This is a genomic window from Alteromonas sp. BMJM2, from assembly GCF_027257845.1.
Lineage (GTDB): Bacteria > Pseudomonadota > Gammaproteobacteria > Enterobacterales > Alteromonadaceae > Alteromonas.
Genome location: NZ_JAPVOT010000002.1, coordinates 299,671 through 321,748 on the forward strand (window position 1 = coordinate 299,671; position 22,078 = coordinate 321,748).

General features: G+C 44.7%; 18 protein-coding genes. 11 read left to right on the forward strand and 7 right to left on the reverse strand.

Annotation, left to right across the window (positions count from 1 at the left end):
- Positions 1 to 37: 37 nt before the first annotated feature.
- Together O9X84_RS04065 and O9X84_RS04070 are read right to left on the reverse strand one after the other, a co-directional pair.
- Positions 38 to 2,983, reverse strand: a complete 2,946-nt coding sequence (locus O9X84_RS04065) for a TonB-dependent receptor (RefSeq protein ID WP_269518298.1) — start codon at positions 2,981 to 2,983, stop codon at positions 38 to 40.
- A gap of 62 nt (positions 2,984 to 3,045) precedes the next feature.
- Complete coding sequence (locus O9X84_RS04070; RefSeq protein ID WP_269518299.1) at positions 3,046 to 5,727, reverse strand: glycoside hydrolase family 16 protein; 2,682 nt, start codon at positions 5,725 to 5,727, stop codon at positions 3,046 to 3,048.
- Positions 5,728 to 6,402: 675 nt separating this feature from the next.
- Here O9X84_RS04070 and O9X84_RS04075 point away from each other — a divergent pair.
- Complete coding sequence (locus O9X84_RS04075; RefSeq protein ID WP_269518300.1) at positions 6,403 to 7,365, forward strand: cation diffusion facilitator family transporter; 963 nt, start codon at positions 6,403 to 6,405, stop codon at positions 7,363 to 7,365.
- A gap of 32 nt (positions 7,366 to 7,397) precedes the next feature.
- On the opposite strand, the gene O9X84_RS04080 is transcribed toward O9X84_RS04075, so the two are convergent.
- Complete coding sequence (locus tag O9X84_RS04080) at positions 7,398 to 8,150, reverse strand: sulfite exporter TauE/SafE family protein (RefSeq protein WP_269518301.1); 753 nt, start codon at positions 8,148 to 8,150, stop codon at positions 7,398 to 7,400.
- 324 nt (positions 8,151 to 8,474) lie between these two features.
- On the opposite strand from O9X84_RS04080, the gene O9X84_RS04085 reads away from it, so the two are divergent.
- The 3 genes from O9X84_RS04085 to O9X84_RS04095 all read left to right on the forward strand — a co-directional run bounded on the left by O9X84_RS04085 (position 8,475) and on the right by O9X84_RS04095 (position 12,949).
- Positions 8,475 to 9,560 (forward strand): methyl-accepting chemotaxis protein, encoded by a 1,086-nt coding sequence (locus O9X84_RS04085; protein WP_269518302.1) that lies wholly within the window; start codon positions 8,475 to 8,477, stop codon positions 9,558 to 9,560.
- Positions 9,561 to 9,625: 65 nt separating this feature from the next.
- Positions 9,626 to 11,143 (forward strand): sensor histidine kinase, encoded by a 1,518-nt coding sequence (locus O9X84_RS04090; protein ID WP_269518303.1) that lies wholly within the window; start codon positions 9,626 to 9,628, stop codon positions 11,141 to 11,143.
- 222 nt (positions 11,144 to 11,365) lie between these two features.
- On the forward strand, positions 11,366 to 12,949 hold the full coding sequence (locus O9X84_RS04095; protein WP_269518304.1) for a methyl-accepting chemotaxis protein: 1,584 nt from the start codon (positions 11,366 to 11,368) through the stop codon (positions 12,947 to 12,949).
- A gap of 14 nt (positions 12,950 to 12,963) precedes the next feature.
- Here the strand turns inward: O9X84_RS04095 and O9X84_RS04100 are convergent, their stop codons facing one another.
- The 3 genes from O9X84_RS04100 to O9X84_RS04110 form a co-directional block, all read right to left on the reverse strand.
- The gene (locus O9X84_RS04100; protein WP_269518305.1) at positions 12,964 to 14,391 is read right to left on the reverse strand and encodes an ABC transporter permease; all 1,428 of its coding nucleotides are present in this window, start codon (positions 14,389 to 14,391) and stop codon (positions 12,964 to 12,966) included.
- On the reverse strand, positions 14,385 to 15,164 hold the full coding sequence (locus O9X84_RS04105) for an ABC transporter ATP-binding protein (RefSeq protein ID WP_269518306.1): 780 nt from the start codon (positions 15,162 to 15,164) through the stop codon (positions 14,385 to 14,387). Before O9X84_RS04105 ends, O9X84_RS04100 begins: the two co-directional genes overlap by 7 nt.
- 197 nt (positions 15,165 to 15,361) lie before the next feature.
- Positions 15,362 to 15,649 carry a YebG family protein gene (locus O9X84_RS04110; RefSeq protein ID WP_269518307.1) on the reverse strand — a complete coding sequence of 96 codons (288 nt, stop codon included), beginning with the start codon at positions 15,647 to 15,649 and terminating at the stop codon, positions 15,362 to 15,364.
- 345 nt (positions 15,650 to 15,994) lie between these two features.
- Here O9X84_RS04110 and O9X84_RS04115 point away from each other — a divergent pair, with 345 nt between their 5' ends.
- From O9X84_RS04115 to O9X84_RS04135, 5 genes are all read left to right on the forward strand, one after another.
- A complete protein-coding gene (locus O9X84_RS04115) occupies positions 15,995 to 17,167 on the forward strand; it encodes a GAF domain-containing sensor histidine kinase (RefSeq protein ID WP_332108311.1) in 1,173 nt (390 codons plus the stop codon).
- A gap of 180 nt (positions 17,168 to 17,347) precedes the next feature.
- A complete protein-coding gene (gene rpsF / locus O9X84_RS04120) occupies positions 17,348 to 17,749 on the forward strand; it encodes a 30S ribosomal protein S6 (protein WP_269518308.1) in 402 nt (133 codons plus the stop codon).
- Positions 17,750 to 17,760: 11 nt separating this feature from the next.
- Positions 17,761 to 17,988 carry a 30S ribosomal protein S18 gene (gene rpsR, locus O9X84_RS04125; protein WP_012519954.1) on the forward strand — a complete coding sequence of 76 codons (228 nt, stop codon included), beginning with the start codon at positions 17,761 to 17,763 and terminating at the stop codon, positions 17,986 to 17,988.
- A 26-nt stretch (positions 17,989 to 18,014) separates the two neighbouring features.
- The gene (rplI, locus tag O9X84_RS04130; RefSeq protein WP_269518310.1) at positions 18,015 to 18,467 is read left to right on the forward strand and encodes a 50S ribosomal protein L9; all 453 of its coding nucleotides are present in this window, start codon (positions 18,015 to 18,017) and stop codon (positions 18,465 to 18,467) included.
- 144 nt (positions 18,468 to 18,611) lie between these two features.
- Positions 18,612 to 19,706 carry an MBL fold metallo-hydrolase gene (locus O9X84_RS04135; protein ID WP_269518311.1) on the forward strand — a complete coding sequence of 365 codons (1,095 nt, stop codon included), beginning with the start codon at positions 18,612 to 18,614 and terminating at the stop codon, positions 19,704 to 19,706.
- Positions 19,707 to 19,780: 74 nt separating this feature from the next.
- Here the strand turns inward: O9X84_RS04135 and O9X84_RS04140 are convergent, their stop codons facing one another.
- Complete coding sequence (locus O9X84_RS04140; RefSeq protein ID WP_269518313.1) at positions 19,781 to 20,422, reverse strand: MOSC domain-containing protein; 642 nt, start codon at positions 20,420 to 20,422, stop codon at positions 19,781 to 19,783.
- Positions 20,423 to 20,776: 354 nt separating this feature from the next.
- Here O9X84_RS04140 and O9X84_RS19620 point away from each other — a divergent pair, with 354 nt between their 5' ends.
- Both O9X84_RS19620 and O9X84_RS04150 read left to right on the forward strand, forming a co-directional pair.
- Complete coding sequence (locus tag O9X84_RS19620) at positions 20,777 to 20,929, forward strand: hypothetical protein (protein WP_442864505.1); 153 nt, start codon at positions 20,777 to 20,779, stop codon at positions 20,927 to 20,929.
- A gap of 322 nt (positions 20,930 to 21,251) precedes the next feature.
- A complete protein-coding gene (locus O9X84_RS04150) occupies positions 21,252 to 21,842 on the forward strand; it encodes a hypothetical protein (protein WP_269518314.1) in 591 nt (196 codons plus the stop codon).
- Positions 21,843 to 22,078: the final 236 nt, after the last annotated feature.

A 22,078-nucleotide genomic window follows, 5' to 3' on the forward strand; every position in this document is an offset into this window, starting at 1 on the left:
GGCGCATCTTAAAAGACGTACCCCGTGCTAAATACACTTAGAACGTATAGCGAGCACCTAGCGTGTAACGCGGACCGTATTGGCGAGCAAACAAGAACTGCTCTTCAAAGCGCCCATAACCACGTTCGGTTTCATCGTTAATGTTTATCCCTTCAAGGAATACCGTTAGGTGTTCATCAACGTCGTAGTTAATGCTTGCATCAACTTGTGCGTAGGTATCAAACTGAGTGGCAGGATTATCTGATGAGCCCTGAGCCTGACCAATACCCACTACGTAGTCTGAACGCCATGCGTAAGTGACTTTCACAGACAAACCATTTTTCTCGTAGAACACTTGGAAGTTGGCAGAGTCACTAATACCGACTAACGGGTCTTGCTCTTCAAGGTTATATGGGTCGTATTCAACGTCACCGTCCACTAATGTGGCGTTTGCGCCAAAGCCAAAGCCAGTTTCACCGAAGGTATGTTGAACAGCAAGCTCAATACCTTCTACGGTTTTCGCATCACTGGAGTTACCAGGCTGGGTGGTACGCCATGTAATTAATGGGTCATCTGCATTAGGCGTCACTACCCCATTTTCATCAGCAAATCCATTATCTACAAAGTAACCATAAATAGCGCTGTCAGTAGCCTGCGTGCCGGCCGCCTCAAGTGCATTTACCGCTTCGTTCCAACGTGGGCCTAAGTAAATATCGTTAAGCCCTTCAAACTGACGGTCTTGACCGGTAGTGGTGATGTAGTTTTCTACTGACTTTCTGAATAGACCAATTGACGCATAGCTAGCTTCGTCGTAGTACCATTCAAACGATAAGTCTAAGTTTGATGATTCAAATGGCAATAAGCTGGTGTTACCTGCTGAGGCCGTACGCGATCCAATTTTAGGGCTGCCGCTAAACGCTAGGCCGCCTTGCAATAGGCCGATTGGCGCGCGGGTAATTGATTTACCCCAAGAGAAACGGGCTACTACGTCATCGGTCACGTCAACTTTCACGTCAAACATAGGGAGCAATACGTCGTATTCGCCTGTGAAGTCCTGTACTTGTAGTCCGTCTTCAAATTGCGTGATCCACTCTGAAGCAGCTACCCAGTTAACTTGTTCTGGAACGCGAACTTCCGCAGAGCTTGGTACTTCAGTTTCCTCATAACGCACACCTGCGTTTATTTGCACGTAGTAGTCGCCAACTTCGAAGTCCCACTCTGTTTGTACATAAATAGAGTTGGTAATTTCTTCTACGTTACTCACAGCAGGCGCACCCATGTAATAAGGGTCTGTAGAGTAGGCGTTTGCTTCGCCCACGACATCTGATGTAATAAACGCTAATTGTCGAGCAATAGCTTCGTCAAAATCATAGGTGTAGTAATAGCCAGGGTTCATGTTAGCACCGCCGCTACTAAAGGCGTCTAAGAAACCGCTGGTGTCGTTGCGTACGAACATGCTGTCTGGGAATATTTGCGTAAACGATGGGTTGAAGCCCGGGCCTCCACGCAGACCGCTCCACGCGGTAAAGCCGCTAAGCGCTTGCTCTGTGCGCGCAACGCCAAAGTCTACCTTTAATAACGGAATATCGAAGGCAGAGTTGTACCAGGTGCCATCAAGTTGGAATTGCTCAATGTCAGAACGACCAGGTGAGTAAATGAACTGACTAAAGTTAGAGTCAATTTCGCCCGGTGCAATTTCGTTAGTGCCGTTATTCCAATTTACGAACACTTGAGGAATATCACCTTCGCGGTAATCATAAACCTTAGAGCGAAGCTGGTTTGAACCGAGAATGATTTGACCGGAGCTACCTAGCCCTTCGTCATATCCATTATCGGTTTCGTTATACGAGTCGTGATAATCCACGGCAAAGTGCCAATCGTCGCTTACCGTCCAATCTAGATTAATACCGATTGAGCGAGCGTCTACACGGGTGGTATTTCTACTTGCAGTGAATGAGCCGTCATCGCCGCTAATATCAGCATAAACAGCCGTACCGTTGGCATCGAGCTCATATTCATTAATGTTAGCACCAAAGTTATTCCAAATACCCCAACCCACAGTATTAGTGCCTGTGGTAGCGCGAGACGCTGTGTAGTCTACTGTTGCTGTGAAATCATCAATGGGACGGAACTGGAACGTAACTTGTGCGTTTTGACGTTCGCGCTGTACATCGCTAATGCTGTAGTTCATATCTTTTGGAAAGAAGGCTGCATTGGTGATGTTAGAGCGGTTATCAACCACGTTTTCTGCATCTAATTCAGGTAACGCATCATTTTCTTGCAGCTGCCAGCCTTGAATGTTGGCCGCTTGCTGCTGAAAGTCGCGTTCTTGATGAGAAAAAGACACACCAAAACCGAACATATCGTCGGCAAACGTGTTGCTGTAAACACCTGCGATTTCTGGTGTTACATCGTCACCTTCTTCGTTTGAGGTATCATAAATGCCTTTCACTGAAAATGAAGCTTGTTGTCCGGACTGTGCAAGCGGCTTCATCGTAATGATGTTTACCGTAGCACCTAAACCACCACTTGGGTTCTCAGCGCGAGCGGTTTTTTGTAGCTCTAGCGTGTTTACACCTTCAGAAGAAAGGTTAGACAAGTTGAATGAACGGGTGAAACCTGTTCCCGGCATTTGACGGCCATTAAGGGTAACTAAGTTAAATTCTGGGCCAAAACCACGTACAGTAATTTCGTTACCTTCACCGTTATTACGGCTAATGGTTACACCCGTTATGCGCTGGAGGGCTTCGGCTAAGTTAGTATCGGGAAACTTACCGAGTTCTTCTGCTGATATTGCATCAACAACACCGCTAGAACTGCGCTTCAAATCCATAGAGCGGATCATGGAACCGCGAATACCGCTTACTTGAATAACTTCTACTTCGCCTTCTTCAGGCGTCGCTGCTTCTGTTTCTTGTGCGTAGCTAGGCATAGCTAAAGTAGAGCCCAATAACAAAGCCATTGATGTGGCAAGCTGGGTCTTTTTAAAAGTTGTGTTTTTCATAATTGCCTACTAATTCTTATCAATTTGATATGCCGCCAGGCTACTGGCGGCAAATTGCTTTATTACTGAGCTGCTATTTCTACATTATCAATACGATATACAGCGCCATTACCTGTATCCCAAGTAGGGAACATCATAAGGACGTTGATTGCACTGATATCTAAGCCTGCATCGTAAAGCGTTTGCAGCGGGAACGTGTATGTCTGCCACTCGCCTTCAACAGGCTCTGCACCTTCAAGGCTTGATGACATTGGCAGCTCTACCGCAGAAGACGCGCCGATAGACTCAATTTTAAATAACCACTGGCCTGATGTATCAATAGGCATTGCGCTTACTTTCATTTCAAAGCGAACTACGCCAGTTGAAAGTAGTGCAGATGCGTCGTAAGACACCTCTTCATCAGCAAGGAAACCCATTACCGTTGGTGTTTCACCAATTCTGAATTCAGCCACTGTACCGTGCTCAGCGTCGTCTACTTCTTCTGTTGGTGTTGAACCACCACAGCAATCCCAGATAGACCATTGCTCAGCTGCGGTATCAGCGAAAATGTTCAAGCCTCCAGCTGGCGTTTCGTTGCCGCTGTCAGGGTGGAAGAACTTCGCATTATCAACACGGTATACCGCGCCTTCACCTGTACTCCACGCTGGGAATATCATGATGACGTCAATACCGCTTACATCTAAACCGCGAGATTGAAGATCGGCAATGGAGAACGTGTAAGTCTGCCACTCACCTTCAACTGGGGCTTGACCTTCTACACTGTCGGCAAGTGGAAGCTCAACGGCAGTGGCAGCATCATTGGATTCAACTTTGAATACCCAAGTAGAGTCTGGGTTAGTTGGTGCGCTTACCACTCTCATTTCGAACTGCAGTAAACCACCATCAGTAAGTGCAGTGGCGTCAAATGGTGTTGCACCACCGCCATCAATTGAACGAGTGGTAAAGCCCATTACTGTTGGCTCTGCACCTATACGGAATTCAGCAGTAAGACCGTGCTCTTCATCATCCATTTCTTCAGTTGGTGTTGAACCGCCACAGCAATCCCACATTGGCCAATTTGGATTTTGTCCATCTTCGAAGATAGTGAGCTCAGGGTATGACGCACCGCCTTCTTGTGAAATTTCAACGTTGGCCATGCGATATACCGCACCGCTGCCTGTATCCCATAATGGGAATACCATGATTACGTCGATGGCACTGGTGTCTAGGCCTGCCTCTGCTAATACACTCAGTGGGAATTCGTACGACTCCCATATGCCTTGTTCAGGTGTGTCGCCCGCAACGTCAGCAGGTCCAACATAGCCATCCATCAAAGGAAGTTCAGCGAAAGTAGAGCCTTCAGAGCTCTCAACTTTAAACAACCAAGACGTTGTTGCATTGTTTGGTAAAGCAACCGCTTTAAGGTCGAACTTAATGCTGCCTGTTTCTTCCATTGGTGACGCGTCAAACGGTGAAGCTTGACCGTCAGGGTCGGTGATAAACGCTGAACGGCTAATGAAACCCATTACCGTTGGCGCATCGCCAATACTAAATTCAAATACCTGACCTTCATCTGCATCTTCAACGAGTGCGGGTGTAGAGCCACCACAGCAATCCCATGCAGGCCAGTTTGGATTAGGTGTACCGTCAAAAATAGTAAGGTTTTGAGCGATTCCAGTAGAAGGTGGAGATGGAATGGGCGCTGCACCTTCAACTAATGCATCTTCAAGTGAGTCGTAACCTGGACGAACGGTTTCGCAGCCTTTACCTGTCATTGGGTCTGAACCACACTCGTATACTCGAACGTAATCGACTTCTAGGCTTTGACCTTCTGCAAATGCGTCGGCATCGATACCGGTTTCATTGACAGATTCAGGCCATGCTCCACCAACAGCGAGGTTCAAAATAAGGTAAAACTCTTGGTCGAATGGTGCATTGTCCCAGTGTGTTGTTAACTCGCCTGTGCCTTGTTCGAAGTATTCTGCATACCAGCCACGGTGTGAAAGGCCAGTTGCTTCGCCTTTACTGTTTTCACGCACTTCAGAGCGACGTTGAGTGGCATACAGGTAACCATCCATATACCAACGAATTTCGCCTTCTTGCCATTCAATAGCATAGGTATGGAAGTCGTCGGCAGGGTTCTCGCCACTAGGTAGTGAGTAAGCTTGGCCCGAACTGTCGTTGTTCGGCCACTCTTGACCGTAGTGAAGTGTGCCGTAGATATGATTTTCAGGGTTGCCGTCAATGTCTGCTGCTTTTAGATTAACCGCTTCCATGATGTCGATTTCACCAGAGCGAGGCCATCCACCGTATACTTCATCTGTTGGCATCATCCAAAATGCTGGCCAAGAACCTTGTCCTTCCGGCATTTTTGCTCGCATTTCGATGCGACCGTATTTGAAATCACCTTTATAACGGGTATTCAGTCGCGCAGAAGTATAGGGCTTTGGTGCACCTTCTTCTGCTGGAAGCGCGACTATGTTTAACGTGCCGTCCTCAACAAAAGAGTTGCTTTCACTTTCTGTGTAGCACTGAGCTTCATTGTTGCCACCGCCGGCGCAATTTACTTCGTGAGTCCATTTGTTCTCATCAATGCTTGAGCCGTCAAATTCGTCGCTCCATACAAGCTGCCAATCTGACACTGGTGCAGAGGCGTCTACCGCCTCTATATCAGTAGATGTGGTGGCACCGCCCCCACAGCCAAATAGGGTTGTGACTGACAACGCGGCAGCTATCCGCGTAATTTTCGATGCATGTTTAGTCATTGCTTTCAGCCTTGCTATAAATGTGTTGTTAAGTGTGTCGTTGAGTGTTTATTAACGACAGCCGCGATGGCTTTTGTGTTTTTGAAAGCGCTTACAAAATCAATCGAGCTGTTTTTTGGAAGCGCTTACATTTCGCTAAATGTAAGCGAGCGCAACGAAAAGATCAATCATCTTTTCAACTTTTTAACATTAAAGCTGTTAAAGAATTACCATATCGATAACATTTGTTGTAAATGCCATCGCTGTTTGGATAGCGCTTTTAACGATAAGTGCTACCGGTTTTGTTACTCTATGTTTATGAATTTATTAAATAAAAGTGGGTTTTAAATAATTCTTTGAAAAAGCGCATAAACTGAAAATGAGTGAAGAGCGCATGTTAAGTGATTGTGTTATCCCAGTTTTGTGAAAATTATGTTTATTATCGCCATCACGAATAGACTAAAGTGTTAATAATCCGTTTTTGGGCGGGATAATTTGCAGTCTTTGTTAAAGGTGGGTCGTGAAAATGTGTCTCTGAGATAGTGATTCATGAAATTAATCGACAATAGTGTTTTATATAAGGTGTAAGCAGAGCCTATAGTTAAAGCAGCCAGTTGATGTTTAAGCTATGTTTTACTTTATAACCCCGCTGTGAAAACACTTTTATTAGCCTAACTGTAAATGGAAAGATTCTCTATGCACCATCATCATGGACATTCACGCTCAGGCCATTCCCACAAGGACCATGCAAGCGAAGATAGCCAACGAATTGGGTGGGCATTTTGGTTAAATTTCATCTTTACCATTATAGAATTTATAGGAGGGTGGCTAACAAACAGTGTCGCAATCATGGCTGACGCCGTGCACGATTTAGGTGATTCTTTATCTATCGGGCTAGCATGGTACTTAAGTAAGTTAGGTCACAAAGCGGCTACCGAAAAATATTCCTACGGATTTAAAAGGCTAAGCCTGCTGGGGGCTATGATAAACGGGATAATTTTAATTGTTGGTTCTGTATGGATATTGTTTGAAGCCATTCCCCGGTTATACAAACCTGAAATGCCTGTTACTGAGGGCATGATAGCATTGGCAATATTAGGCATTGCAGTAAATGGGTTCGCCGCCTACAAACTCAGTGGCGGTCACTCCATGAACGAAAAAGTACTCAACTGGCATTTGATTGAAGATGTACTGGGTTGGGTCGCGGTGCTTTTCGTGGCTATTTTACTAGAGTTTGTGGACTGGCCTATTTTAGATCCTATTCTTTCCATTGTCTTTACCCTGTTTATCTCTATTAACGTTGTCCGGTATGTCATAAAAACAATGAAGCTGTTCTTACAGGGCGTACCTGATTATGAGAGCCGCTTAGAAATTCGTAACACGCTGTTAGCGATTTCTCATGTTGAAGAAATTCACCATCTGCACTTTTGGTCTCTTGATGGCGATCAGCATGTTTTAACGGCTCATTTGGTGATTGGATGTAGCGTTGATACGCAAACATTGCTCAAATTGAAGTCTGAGGTAGCAAAAAGTCTAGAGCCTTTTAGTTTGGCCCACACCACCATAGAGTTTGAATTGCCCGGTGAACCATGCCGAGATGAGAATGATCACCTCCACAGGCATTCCCATGACAATGCTCACGTGGAAATTGATAGTTGACGGCTTAAACGAGTAGCAAGGCAAACGTCGGTCTACAGCGTAACGTTTTGAATGATCAGCAGGCTGCCGCTTAACATGAGCATGAGTAAGGCCAGTGACTTGATATGTCTTGCAGAGACTTTTGCTGCTAGTAAACGGCCAATACGGGTAAAGACTAAAACGATGGGAACGGCAAAAAGTGTCGAAAGGACAATGTCGTAAGAGGGCAGCGTACCAAAGGGCACCACGATTAAACGCATTAGCGACGTTAAGCAGAAAAAAGCGAGTAAGGTAATGCGTATCTCTGTAATCGACCACTGCTGTCTGTAGCATTGAAATACCACAGGGGGGCCAAACGTAGAAAAAAGCCCGCCCACAAGTCCACTCATTGCGCCGGCGACACCAAATCCTATTGAAGATTTAGAGCCCTCAGCGGCACTTCGTTTAATAACGAGCAGCCCGCAACACAGTAAAATAACACTGCCTAACATAATATTAAGCCAGTGGGACATAGACTGAGAGAGGTATTCCAGCAAAACGTATCCCACAGCCATAAATGGAATTGCAGTAACAAGTAGTATGTTGAAGGCGCGTTTGTTCACATGATGGGTGTTTTTAAAGACCAAACTAACAGAGTTAAATAAACTCAAAAAGCTTACTAAAAACGTTGTTGCCGTTAGCGGCATAATATTGAGCAGTGTGAAGCTTGAGACAACGATTAAACCAAAGCCAAAACCACTTAGGGTTTGCAACAATGTGGCTACGCCGAGAAGCGCAAATGTTAAAAAAAGTGTCTCAATAACCATGTGAAAGACTCACCAGTAAATGTAGTTGACGATGTAAAAATAAAGGCGTTGATATTGGGGGGACCTTAGTGACTATATTAACGCGTTTTCGTGAGCCTCAGGTGTAATTTATGAGTCTTTGTATGCCATTCACCGTAAATGGCTGGCGCTGCGTAAAGCGCTATACTTACGCATATTTTATTAAAGAGGTAGGTAAAACGGTCGATACTTTTACAACATGTAAATACGGTTTTATTGCCGTCTTCGACTTCAGGTTAATAGTCACAGCTGTTTCTTTTCTGTTACTCTGAGTACTACGAACAACACTAATTTTCGGAAAAATATATGTTTGTTTCACGCGGTAAGTATGATGAAAAAGAGGCGTTAGCTACTCAACTAGAGACGCGTCTACAAGAAACCCTAGATAGAGTCGCAGTATTGGAAGCTGAAAATACTTCGCTGGCAAACGAAGTTGAACATCTGCATGCAGCTTCTGCACAAATGAACGATTCTGTTTTGCTCAAATGCATTGTCGATGCACTTCAGCAAATTGAAGGTATTCGAGAGTCAGTTCTAACCGCTTACCACAGCATAGATTCAGAAAATCAATCTATTGCAGATATTGATAGTCTGTTCACTCGCTCAGCTTCCACGCTAAGTAATATCGTCACTGATATGAGTGGTTTGAATGTGCAGATGGGGAGTATGAGCGAGCGTATTTCAGGGCTTTCTACTACCGCTGACAATATCAATAAATTTGTTACTACTATCACGAGTATTTCAGATCAGACGAATTTGCTTGCACTCAATGCCGCTATTGAAGCAGCGCGAGCAGGCGATGCCGGCAGAGGATTTAGTGTTGTTGCCGACGAGGTAAGAGCCCTTGCCACCGAAACGAATAAGTCGGCCACCGAAGTATCTGAATTGGTTAATGGTATTATTCAAAGCACCGCTAAAGCGGTATCTGGCGTTAACGAGCTGCGTGGCAATAATGAAAATTTAGAAGCTGGAATTAATGAACTCAACGGAAGCTACGAAGGAATGGTGGCACATTGTTCAAGTATGAAGTCGACTATTACGAAAGGTTCATTTAGTACATTTATTCAAACCGTTAAGCTAGATCACGTGGTCTGGAAAGCAGACGTTTATGCTGTGCTTTGTGGTTACAGCAATAAATCTGTGGCTGAATTGTCCGATCACTCAAGTTGCCGCCTTGGTCAGTGGTACAGAGAAAGTGCCAGTAGTAGTATCGGCAAGACTGTAGCGTTTAGAGAGCTCGATACGCCCCATGCAGCAGTTCATCAAAGTGGTAAAGCGGCGATAGAAGCAAAACTGGCAGGCGATCAGACAAAATCCGATGCAAAGCTTATGGAAATGGAGCAAGCGAGTGGGCGAGTCATGCAACTGCTCGACACATTAGCGGGTTATTAGCGGTAATATTGTTTGTGCGAGTACGCATAATAGATAACCCATACAGGCTTGAGGGTAGTTGACGCGTGGGTGATGAGAATGACAACATTGCAAACCATAAAATAAGCGAGCTTGAGGCGCGCGTTAACTCATTGGAGCGACAGCTCAAACGCCAAAAGCTAGCGCGGCAAAGTGCAGAAGCATTTTTGGAAACCTACTCTCAAGATGCTTACTTAGCAAATCAAGCCCTCAGAAAATCCCTTCAGGCCTCCAAACAAAGAGAGCGAGAATTACTTTACTTGAGTCGTTCAGCTTCTCAACTTGGCGCTAACAGCTCAGTGGCGTCTTTTATCTACTCTGCATTAGAGTCTGCCGTCGAATTTTGTCAGGCAAGCTGCGGTAAAGCGATTATCGTTAAAAACGGTAAAGTGATCATGGGTAATGATGACAAAGTGCTAACTTTTGATAGAGGGTGGGTTGAGGCGCCGGCGCTTTCTTCACTTATTTTGGATGAACTTCCGTTAACGCTGACAGAAAGTTACTCGCATTGGTGTGTCAATGCTGTAGAGCGACCGGATGTAGAGTGTGAGGCCCGTGTTATTCATTTCATGCACCAGCTTTCAGGTGACGAATTTGCCTGGCTAGCCCTATTAACCGCTGATGACAACTTAGAGGAAGAAACCCTTTATATTCTCGATACAACTAAGCATTACTTAAACTTTGGTCTTCGTGATAAGGACAAATCCCATCAGCTGAGTAGTCAAAAAGCTGCCATTTCTTCTATGGAAAAAGACCGAAAGCATCTTGAGGAGAGGTTGGTCAGCGCTGATAAAATGGCAATGTTAGGCCAGCTTGCAGCCGGTATTGCCCACGAAATAAATAACCCTATAGGTTACGTTCGAAGTAATACCGCAGTAGCGAAAGATATATTCAATGATTACCAGAGTGCACTAGATCAGATTGGAGACTTGTGTCGCGATGCGGGCGGTCATATAGCTGAAACCTTTCAAAAATTGGAAAAGGACTTCTCATTAGAAGATAGTGCAAAAGATATTGCGGAGATGTTTGAGGAATCCTCAGAAGGGATCGAACGGATAATAGATATAGTAAAAGCATTGCGAAGCTTTTCATACCCCAGTTCGGGAAATCTAGCGGATATCAGCGCGACAGAAGCAATGCAAACGGCAATCAAACTAACGAATAACCTGCACCGCTATAAAAATACCGTCAATTTCAATGCGCCTGAGCACGATATACTATTTAAAGGTAATGCCGGTCAAATTCAGCAGGTGCTTGTTAACTTTTTAACCAATGCCATTTACGCCACTGCACAAGGTAAAAGTATAACGTTAAGTATTGAAGTGGACGGACCTAAAGTACGCCTGATTGTAGAAGATGAAGGTGAAGGTATGTCCCCTGAAGTGCTCAATAAAATATTTACGCCTTTCTTTACCACTAAGCCTCCTGGCGATGGAACAGGGTTAGGTATGTCAATTTCACTGACTATTGTCGAAGAGCATAATGGAACGGTAGATATATACAGTACTGAGGGTGTGGGCACTCGGGTAGTTGTTACTTTTCCAATCGCGACAGGGGATAGTTAGTTTTTTCACCAAATTCTTATGTCGACTGCAATCTTTGCAGCATTCCTTAGGTATTTGTCCTTGCTTCACATGCTCCCTCCTCTGTCAAAACGCTGCAGCTAACCTTAATACGCGCTAAAGTTTCTTTAAAACTAGACGTTAACTAATATTGTTCTAGTCTTAAGTATTAGGAAGCAGTGTCGCATCAGCAGCACTGATGAGTTTTAGTGGAGCCCGCGTTTAATGAGAAATAATCAGCCAGTTACTCAAAAAGAGTACAAGTTTCCTTCCCACTTCAGACTAATTTCGTCAACTGACCGGCGAGGGGTGATTCAGCATTGCAACGATGAATTTGTTGAAGCAAGTGGATTTGAGCGCGATGAGTTAATTGGTAAAAACCATAACTTAATTCGCCATCCTGATATGCCACCCTCAGTATTTAAAGAAATGTGGTCAACCCTTGAGTCTGGACAATGCTGGCTTGGATTGGTTAAAAATAGACGCAAAAATGGTGATCACTATTGGGTGTCTGCATTTGTCACGCCAGTCTACGATAAATCGACTATTGTGGGTTATGAATCAGTAAGGGTTCCAGCGCTAGCAGAGGAAGTGCAGCGTGCAACAGACATGTACGAGCGAATTCGCGCCGGCAAATCTGCAACATCAGTGTCTCATCAAATTGCACAGCGCTTTGGTCACGTTTGGCCCTCTCTACTGATTGGCCTTATTGCGGTGGCAGCGGTTTGGTTCACATCTAATGCAATAGCAGCAGCTATTTCATTCATTGCTTTGTTAGTGCTTATTAGTGCTCAGGCAGCGAAAACGCGAAGTGAGTGGGCAGAATTTCTTACGTTAAGCCCCGAAAGTTATAGTAATGATATTGTGGCTCAGACGTATTTTGCAGACGCCCCTCATATTGCACAGGCAAAACTGGTTCTTGGCTGTGAACTTGCCCGAATGCGAACAGCGCTTACCCGAATAAAAGATGCGTCAGCGGGGCTTGAAACTGTATCGCGAACTACTCACACTCAAGCTGAAAATACCAGTGCAGCCGTGGTACAGCAAAACCAGGCTACACAGCAAATAGCATCTGCGGTCACGCAAATGAGCCAAGCTATTCAAGAGGTTGCTGAGCGCGTAGAAAGCAATGCAAAGAGTGCGAAAACCGCAGCAATGAATGTGGATATGGGTAACCAAAAAGCCGAAGAGGCCATGCAAGCTATTGTGTCATTGCGCCGAGCAGTTGAATCAATTTCAGAAACCGTGACTGAGCTAGCGCAGTCAACCAGTGACATTGGCGAGGCCGCTAATATTATCTCCGCCATTGCAGAACAAACAAACCTATTAGCACTCAATGCGGCAATAGAAGCGGCTAGAGCTGGCGAGCAAGGCAGAGGCTTCGCCGTGGTTGCTGATGAGGTTAGAACGCTTGCCTCACGTACTCGAGACTCTACCGATAGAATTCATAATATTATTACTGAGCTTGCAGAGCGTTCAGACCGGGCAGTACGAGTATCTACCGATGGATTGGCGTCGGCAGAGAAGGGAAGTTTAATTGTGGAAGAAACTCGCGGCGCCCTATTTGAAATTAATAACGCGGTAAGCGGTATTGCGGACGCGACTGTTGAAATGTCGTCGGCGGTTGAAGAGCAAAGCACAGTAGCTGAGCACATTAATCAACAGCTTGTGGATGTTGCAGACGGTGCTGAGGAAACTCAACGTTCTTCAGAGGCCTCACTGGCCGCAAGCGATGATTTACGTGAAACCGTTAATCGTGTTCACGAGCTTATTTTGCGCTTTAGCACCGACAAGCGGGTGGGAGAATAACAGTAGCCCGCGTTTTATTGACCGTTTAATTCAGCGTGTAGGCCGCGTTTATACGCGGCATAGGCTGGAAAAAATGACACAATGTACGTGCTTACTAATACAAGTATGACTATTCCTACGCTGTTTGAAGACAGAAGTGTACCGCTTAAAAATAAGCCAAATTCAGCGCTGAGCCATGGTTTGAGCACCGTGAGCAAGCCTGTCACTACTAACATACTGACACCACATCCAGCTAGCGTAATAAGCAACGCCTCTAGCTGCACCAATATAAGAAGGGCGGCTGGACTTGCGCCGATAGTACGAAGCACCGCGATTTCTTGATAACGCTCTCGCATGGTCGCCAATAGCATGGTGGCTAGGCCAATAAGGGCTGACACCACGATAAGTGAAGACAACAGCAAAAGCAGCGCCTCCACATTTCCCATTATTTGCCAAAGCTCAGCAAGTGCCATGCCCGGCAGTATGGCGAGCACGGGTTCTTGGCTTCGCTGATTGAGTTGATATTGTAGTTGCAGAGCGGTTACGCGATTTTTAAGTCCCAGCATAACAGCAGATACAGATGAAATATTCTTGTTTTCAACGTTCATCTCACCCATGCGTTGGCGCTCAGAATTCTCTTCGTGGGAATGGGAGCTATTATCACCCTCATGCCCAGCTTCTTCAGGCTCAGCTTCTCCATGACTGATTCCTTTATGCTCACCGTTACCGTGAACAGCAGTTTCACCGTCAGTATGTGCGTGTGCCTGAGCATGTATGTTTGACGGGCGCTGGATGGATTGGTATGGCTTAACTATGCCGGACGGGCCAGCATGCTCATGGGCTTTTTCAAGGCCAATAAGCGTGACATACACCGCTTTATCAACAGGTGTGCCTGTTTTCTCTAACACGCCGGTTACTGAAAAAGGAAAGCCGTCGTGCTGACGAAAGGACACATTACCTAAGCCATGAGATATCACAATACTATCGTCAACGCGGTAACCTAAAGACTCAGCAACGTCAGCACCAATAACTGCCGCGCCCACGTGGGCGAACGGGCCACCTTCAGCAAACACCAAAGGCTGTTTATCGCCGTATTTGAAATGCTCAAAGTAAGCATTTGTGGTGCCGATGACGCGATATCCGCTGTGTGCATCACCAAGCGATAAGGGAATTAGCCAAGATACACGGGGGTCGCTGTTGAGCGAGCTAACGCTGTCCCAACTAATCCCTTTCGACGGTGTGGTTAAGTTAAAGACAGACGACAGCAATAAATTAAGCTGGCCGCTTGGCGCTCCTACAATCACATCAACACCCGACACCGTGCGCGTGAAACTGTCTTTCACCTGAGTACGAATAATGTCTACGCTAAGTAGTAAACTCACACTGATTACAATGCTAACCAGCGTGAGAAGTGCAGTATTTTTGCGGCGTTTTACGCTTTCTATTGCGATTGTGGTTAACACGGGAATGCGCTCCTAGAAGCAGTAGGCACATCAGTGACTTCACGGTGATTCGGGGTGAATTGCTGCATATTAATATGCGATGAGAAATATTTCTTTAAGTATGGGTCGTGACTAACAAAAACTAACGCACTGTTTTTGGCGAGTTTTTTTAGCACGTCCATGAAGCTATCTCTCGCTTTGGCATCAAGGGCTGATGTGGGCTCATCGACAATTAAGATATCAGGGGTATTGATAAGTGCGCGAGCAATGGCAACGCGCTGCTGTTGACCCACGCTTAGGGTGTCTGCTTTTGCATTTAACAGTTGGTGTGAAAGCTGTAAGTCGTTAAGTAGCGTCAATATTCGCTCATCTAGGGCCTTGTCCTTTATATTTGCACCGGCAAAATAGAGAGCGGCCTCAATATTTTGTTTAACAGACAGGTATGGAATGAGATTAAACTGCTGAAACACAACGCCAATATTGTTAGCGCGAAATCGATCCCGCTGCTTATTAGAAAGCGCAGAAAAAGGCTGTTCTAAGAGAGATATTTTACCGCTGCTAGGTGTCAGTGTGCCGCTTAGCAGGTTTAAAAACGTGCTTTTTCCGCTTCCCGATGGACCAGAAAGAAACACATGCTCTCCACGGTACAAATGCCACTGCTCTATTTCAATAAAAGGGCCGGATCTTTCATGATGAGCAGTGTTATGGGAAAAACTAACGTTATCTATAGCAATGGCAATGCTATAAGAACCGTTTGTCTTTGGGCTTTCTGTTGCACCAACGCCAACTTTCACGCTAACTCCTCACTACAATCTCAATCTTCATTCTTCTATATTATCGAATAACGATGTGACTTACATGTCTTAGATGTTCAGCCCTCATCAAGATGATTGAGATAATAGGTTATAGCAAGCATGCCCTAGCTTTAGGGCAGCTTAATATAAAGGCAGGAGCAAGCGCAGTATAAAGCACGCGTGCTAAAGGCGGTTTGCTAGCCGTTAGCTTTGAGTTTTACCACTTCAGCGCTTTCGTCTTCAAGCACGCTTTCTGCAGACGAGCCTTTAAATATTTTACTGATCTTATCTTTGTTTTTAGACAGCAAGATTGAGAGTTCTTCTAACGCTCTGTCGTCAAGACCAATACCCTTTGCTTGGATATATTGCGCTAAGTTATCTGCTGCATCGAGCATCTTATCGTACTGATCAGCTTCTTTTTTGTCGGTAGTTACCAATTTTTCTACCCCTTTGTGCGTAACAACATACTGTGTGGTAATGGCCATGGTAGGTCCCCTTATTTTTAAGTTCAAAGAAACTCTACAGTATTTTACTGTATAAATAAACAGTCTCAAGGTTGATTTTTCTTCGCTTCGTACTATTTAATATTAGCTTTTTAAAATGTACGGTGTGTAGAGTACTCGGGACGTCACAGCCAATTCACAAACATAAATAACACCTTTTATTTTGTAGGGTTCAGTGTCACCATATAGATGGGGACAATGCTAATTCCATGGCGATGCTGCTTTTTCTTCAATGGCCTATTAAGAAACCAATTAAGAGTAAAAAAACAGATTGAGAATAAAGAATAGATTGAGAAACGGAATACTCAAAAATGGAGAAAGCTGGCTGTGAGCATAAAAGCCCCAAAGGATATTAGCGTTATACAAACTATTGATGTTATTCCGCACATTATGGAAATGCTTGCGGATGTAACAGGATTACGATTTATTTGTGTGGCTCGAGTAACCAAACAAGAATGGACTATGTGTTCTGTGCTCGACCGTATCGAGTTCAATCTGAACCCAGGTGACAAGCTTGATATACAAACCACCTTCTGTAATTCGGTAAGAATTTCTCAGCAGCCCATTATTATTGAACATGCGTCTGAAGACGACGAATTTAAGCGAAGCCCTATCCCACAAATGTATGGCTTTGAAAGCTATTTTTCATACCCTATATACGATACTGACGGCAATTTTTTTGGCACTATTTGCGGCTTAGACCCTTGTCCTGCAACGCTTAAAACCGAACTTATTACTAATCAGATATCTTCTTTCGCCGCACTCATCTCTCGCCAAATCAAAATAAGCGAGGCCTTCGAGGACACCAAAGCGGCTCTTCTTGACGAGCAGTCAGCAGCTAAGTTGCGCGAGCAATACATTGCTATTTTAGGGCACGATATTAGAACGCCTCTATCGTCACTAAAAATGGGGATCGACTTTTTATCTGATATTATTCAAGACGATACGGCCAAAAACGTACTAACACGTATGGATAACAGTGCAAGTAGGATGTCTAGGCTGATATCAGATGTTATGGATTTCACCCATGGCAAAATGGGAAGTCGTATTCCCCTTAACACGCAGTATGTTGACAACCTCAATAGCGCTTTACTGCATACAGTGTCAGAGCTAGCGCTGCTGCATGAGCAGTGCAATATACAATGCGATATCAATGTAGAGGGTAAGGTGCATTGCGACCCTCAACGGATTAGCCAAGTACTGTCTAACCTTTTAATTAACGCCATTGTGCATGGCGATGTTACCCGGCCGATTCAGGTGAATGGGAATATTATTGATAATAGCTTGGTCGTCCGAGTTTCCAATCACGGAGACGCCATTTCATCCGGTGCAATGTCACGGCTATTTCAGCCATTTTGGCGACAGCAAGATCACCGAGATACAGGCGGCCTAGGGCTTGGGCTTTTTATAGCATCGCAAATTTGTAGCGCTCACAACGGAACGTTAACCGTAGAATCAGATGCTTCGAAAACAGAATTCTTGCTGAAAATTCCTATTTAAGCCACCCCCTAACAACGGTAAGGCTGACATCACCTCTATAGTAATAAAAGATGGCTGTGATTAATGCTTGTGCAATTTGTATGGTATGCGTATAATGCGCGCCCTTACAGCCATCCCAATTCGTTCCTTGTCTCCATACAGTTGGCTGTACTGTCGAGGCTACAACCGTAAGGAGCTATAATGCGTCATTACGAAATCGTATTTATGGTTCACCCTGATCAGAGTGAACAAGTACCTGGTATGATCGAGCGTTATACTACTATTCTTAAGCAAGACGGTGGTCAGATTCATCGTTTAGAAGATTGGGGCCGTCGTCAGTTGGCTTACCCAATTGAAAAGCTGCACAAAGCACACTACGTACTCATCAATGCTGAAGCTTCTGCTGAAGCCGTTGACGAATTGGAAAATGCTTTCCGTTTCAATGACGTGATCTTGCGTAACATGGTAATGCGCACTAAAAACGCTGTTACCGAGCCTTCTCCAATGATGAAAGAAGAGCCTCGCCGTGAGCGTCGTGAAGATTCTGCACCTCGCACAGAGCGCGCAGAAAAGAAAACTGAAACCACTGAAGACAACGCTTAAGGAGATCACCCATGGCTCGTTTTTTCAGACGTCGTAAGTTCTGCCGTTTTACAGCAGAAGGTGTGACCGAAATAGATTACAAAGATATCGCTACTCTTAAGAACTATATCACTGAGAGCGGTAAAATTGTCCCTAGTCGTATTACTGGTACTAGCGCAAAATATCAGCGTCAGTTGTCATCTGCGATCAAGCGCGCACGTTTTCTTGCGTTGCTTCCGTACACTGATTCACACAAGTAATTTGGCGAACTTAAGGGGTAGCTTAGATGAACATCATCCTACTAGATAAAATCGCCAATCTTGGCGGCTTGGGCGACCAAGTGACTGTAAAGTCTGGTTATGCTCGTAACTTCCTTTTCCCACAGGGTAAAGCGGTTCCTGCAACTAAAGACAACGTTGAAAAGTTCGAAGCACGTCGTGCCGATCTTGAAGCGAAAATTGCTGAGCAGCTAGCTGCTGCAAACGCAAGCGCTGAAAAAATCAACGAGTTGGCTGAAGTTACAATTGCTGCACCTGCTGGTGACGAAGGCAAGTTGTTTGGCTCTGTTGGTACTCGTGACATCGCTGATGCAATTACTGCAGCTGGCGTCGAAGTACAAAAAGCACAGGTTAAACTACCTACCGGTACACTTCGTGAAACTGGTGAGTACGACATCGACGTACAGATTCACTCTGATGTAACCACTTCAATTAAAGTGATCATCATTGCTGAAGCGTAAGCGTTCATGTAATTAGAAAAACCGCTCTTATGAGCGGTTTTTTTATGCCTGAAAATCACAAAATAATTACTTACGTTTTTATACTTGTGCTTGGTAGCGAATAAACACAATACTATCATTGTATTAGTTATTTTTGAGGTGGCTATGAAATTCGCTGGGAAACTCGTCATTTTATCTCTCGTAGTGCTTTTTTGTGGATGCGCTGCAAAAAACCACGTTGAGATTAACGCTCCTTCAACGTCGGTGATAAAGCGAGATGGCACTGATGAACTTGTAGAGCGATTTAGCAACCTTTACGCTAACTTTCCAAGCTACCCAATTACGTGCACTACAAACTGCTATGCGCCTACGGACAAAATAGCGTGTGAAGGCGATATGGAAGACTGTGTCTATCGCGGTGACAACCCATCACTGGCTATCGATAGCGGTTTTACCGTTCGTTGGTTAGGACATGCTAGTTTTGTGGTGACAACCGAAGAAGGGCAACAGTTTCTTTTTGACCCCGTATTTGAACAATTTGATTGGCCGGTAAATTGGGCATTTAGATTAGCCGATGGCTTTTTTCGAACTCCTGCCTCAGCACTATCATCTCAAGAAATAGAGCAAACTGACGCCGTCATGTATTCCCACATTCACTACGATCATTTCAATAAAGCGGATATCGAGCACATTGGTAATATGCCCTCCTATTTAGTGCCACTAGGATTTGCTGAGCATTTTCCTACTGGCGGCTATAACATTACCGAAATGGCTTGGTATGCAAAAAAAGCACTCGGGAATACCACCATACACTTTGTTCCTGCCCATCATTTTAGCAGTCGTATAATGGTGCCCTTCTTGTATGAAGACAACGACAAGGCGCTATGGGGTGGATGGGTGCTAGAGCGCAACGGTAAAACCTTGTTCTTTGCCGGCGACACAGGGTACTCAGCCCACTTTAAAGATATCGGCGACCGGTTTGGTAGTATAGACGTTTGCCTTCTTCCTATTGCCTCATACTATAGTGAGTCGTCTCCTAGATGGTATCGCAACGTGCACACCACGCCTGAGGATACGCTTGTGGCTGCAAAGGAATTGAACTGTGGCGTGGTTATTCCGTGGGGCTATGGCAATGCGAGTTGGCAAATGGGCGATAAAACCTCTCACTCGGCACTGTTTAGACTATTAGAAATGGATAATCAATTAGACAACACCATCCCGCTGTATATTCTCAATGAGGGAGAACAGGTGACCTTGTAATGCCACCTACTTCTCAGAGCTGATTCGCAGTTAAAGCGCTTTCGTTTGGTCTGAAATTCTTCCAGTAAACTTGGTCACACTCCAGTGTTCGCTATTTTTTTACACTTTAAGCGCCATTCGTCATCAAGAACCGTCAGTGAAGACAGTGCTGCTGCCAGCGCTTTATCTGTTTTTGTATGTGTACACTGCATGAGTTCATGCACACTAACGGTGTTGTCCTGGCGTTCAATCAAACGCACCTCATCACCGGGATAAATAACGCCGGTTTTCAACACTCGGTAATACCAACCTGTGATGCCTCTTTCACCCACAAATCTGTCTAAATTTGATATACCAAACCGTTGAGATATTTTGCTGCAGGGTGCTCTTGGAGCGCTCACCTGTAATTGAACTTCACCAAATTGCCAAATGTCGCCAATGAAAACCGTTGCGTCGTCCATACCCTCAACACTCAGATTTTCACCTATGCTGCCAGGCACAAAGTCTCCCTCGGGGAAGTGTTTGCGAAGGGTAAAGTAGTTAGTGGGGTTATATTGATGCAGTACTTTCTCAGGACCACCGTGAAGCCGCTTGTTTGCCTGTAAATCTTCATCAGTTTTATCGGTATGCACAGTGAGTTGAGACACCGACTCTTTCACAATACTGCTGGGTGCACCCCTCGGCCCTAAAGGGCTTGGTTGACCTGCAAACAGTGCATTGACTTTACATTCTGACATACCGACTCCGCATTTTTGAAAAAACTTATTTTTTTCTTTAAACCTTTCTACTATAGGCTACGACTAAGGTTATAGCACTAACAAGTGCCACACTGACATTTTCTATCACAGTGTACACAAAAAAGAGAGCGTCATGGAGCAAGGCCATCAACGCATTTGTTGCGACTCAGCGATTTTTGCCGCTAAACCTCAAAGCGAGGTAATCGCTGACGTAAAAGCGGGCAGCAAATACGCTTTTAAGACCCTATACGAGCAACATATAGGGCGCGTTTATGCATTATGTTATCGTTTAACTGGCGATAAAGCCTAGCTGAAGATGCGTCGCAAGAAGTTTTTACTCAGCTATGGAGAAAAATTGGCAACTACGATGGCAATAGTCAATTTTCTACTTGGCTACACAGCGTGACGGCGAATGTCACTATTACCTATATGCGTAAGCTGCGCAGTTTGACATTGAGGCTCATGCTGGCGGCAACATCAAGAATAACATCAGCGATGATGAAGTGAAGAAACCGAAATACGATCCAAGTCTTTGGCTTCGCTTCATTCAAAACGGTGGCTCTGCAAGCGTTGACATTTCTACAGTGCACGGGCGAATTGAAGTAGACGAAAAGTGAATAAGCTAGTGCATTTCTAATTCGTTTACTAGGTTGAATAATCAGATTTAGTCCGCATTTATTAATCATGATGTGGTTCGCTAAAAATCGATAGATAAAAAGCTGCTCATACAAAGGCAGCTTTTTTTTGATACATATTAAGAGATAAACCGTACAGATTTTCTCTTCGCTCCCCCAGCTTTTCTTGAACTCAACGTCAAAGCGAAAAGGTTGTGTTAGATCAACACGTACTTAATAGCAGCAGTTATGATGAGAGCGAGTGTGAAAGCGAAGGTGATAGCAGTGATAGGTTGCAGGAAGCCACAATAGATTTAGACATAATGGAGACAACAGTGAAGATTATTGGACATGTTAAACGCTTTTGGAAATTTCATAGCCTTATTATAGGCGCGTTTGGCATTTGCGCACTAACGTTAGGTTGCGCTATCCACGAACCGTCCTTTTATGAGGGAACGTGGGTGATAACAGATACCTACCAAGATGAAAAAGGTAGCCAAAGCACGAGTAAGAGTCGCGTACTTGGAAGCTCCTTCACCTACTCGGCCACGTCCGCTCAGCTAGACCAATTTGCCTGTGAAGTGCCTGAATACAGCACTCAACGGTTAAGTTCAGATGACTTTTATTCCCAGTATAAGGTAGATCCGCAGCGTATTGGTTTTTCACGGGACGACGTCACTAAGATTGAACTAACCTGTGCATCTGATGTTGCAACGTTAGGCAGAACACTGCTCATTCAGCAAAGTGATAACGCAGTCATACCCGCTAATGGAACGTTTTTTCGCTTAGAAAAAGCAACAATTTAAAAGCGGTATTCAACAATATGTGACCCTTTGTGTGCGCTAAGCAGCAACTCTGCTTACATTGTTTTCATGTGATTAAAATACAGAGCGTTAATACTGTTAAACAGTAGGCAGGCGTTATCACTATCGTCTTAAAACATCTGAATAAATATTGTCCTGTTGCGGAGAATGCGGCGTAAGTTTATTGAGAGACGCGTGGTAAAAGCGCATAATAGTTCACTGTTTTTGTTTCATCACAA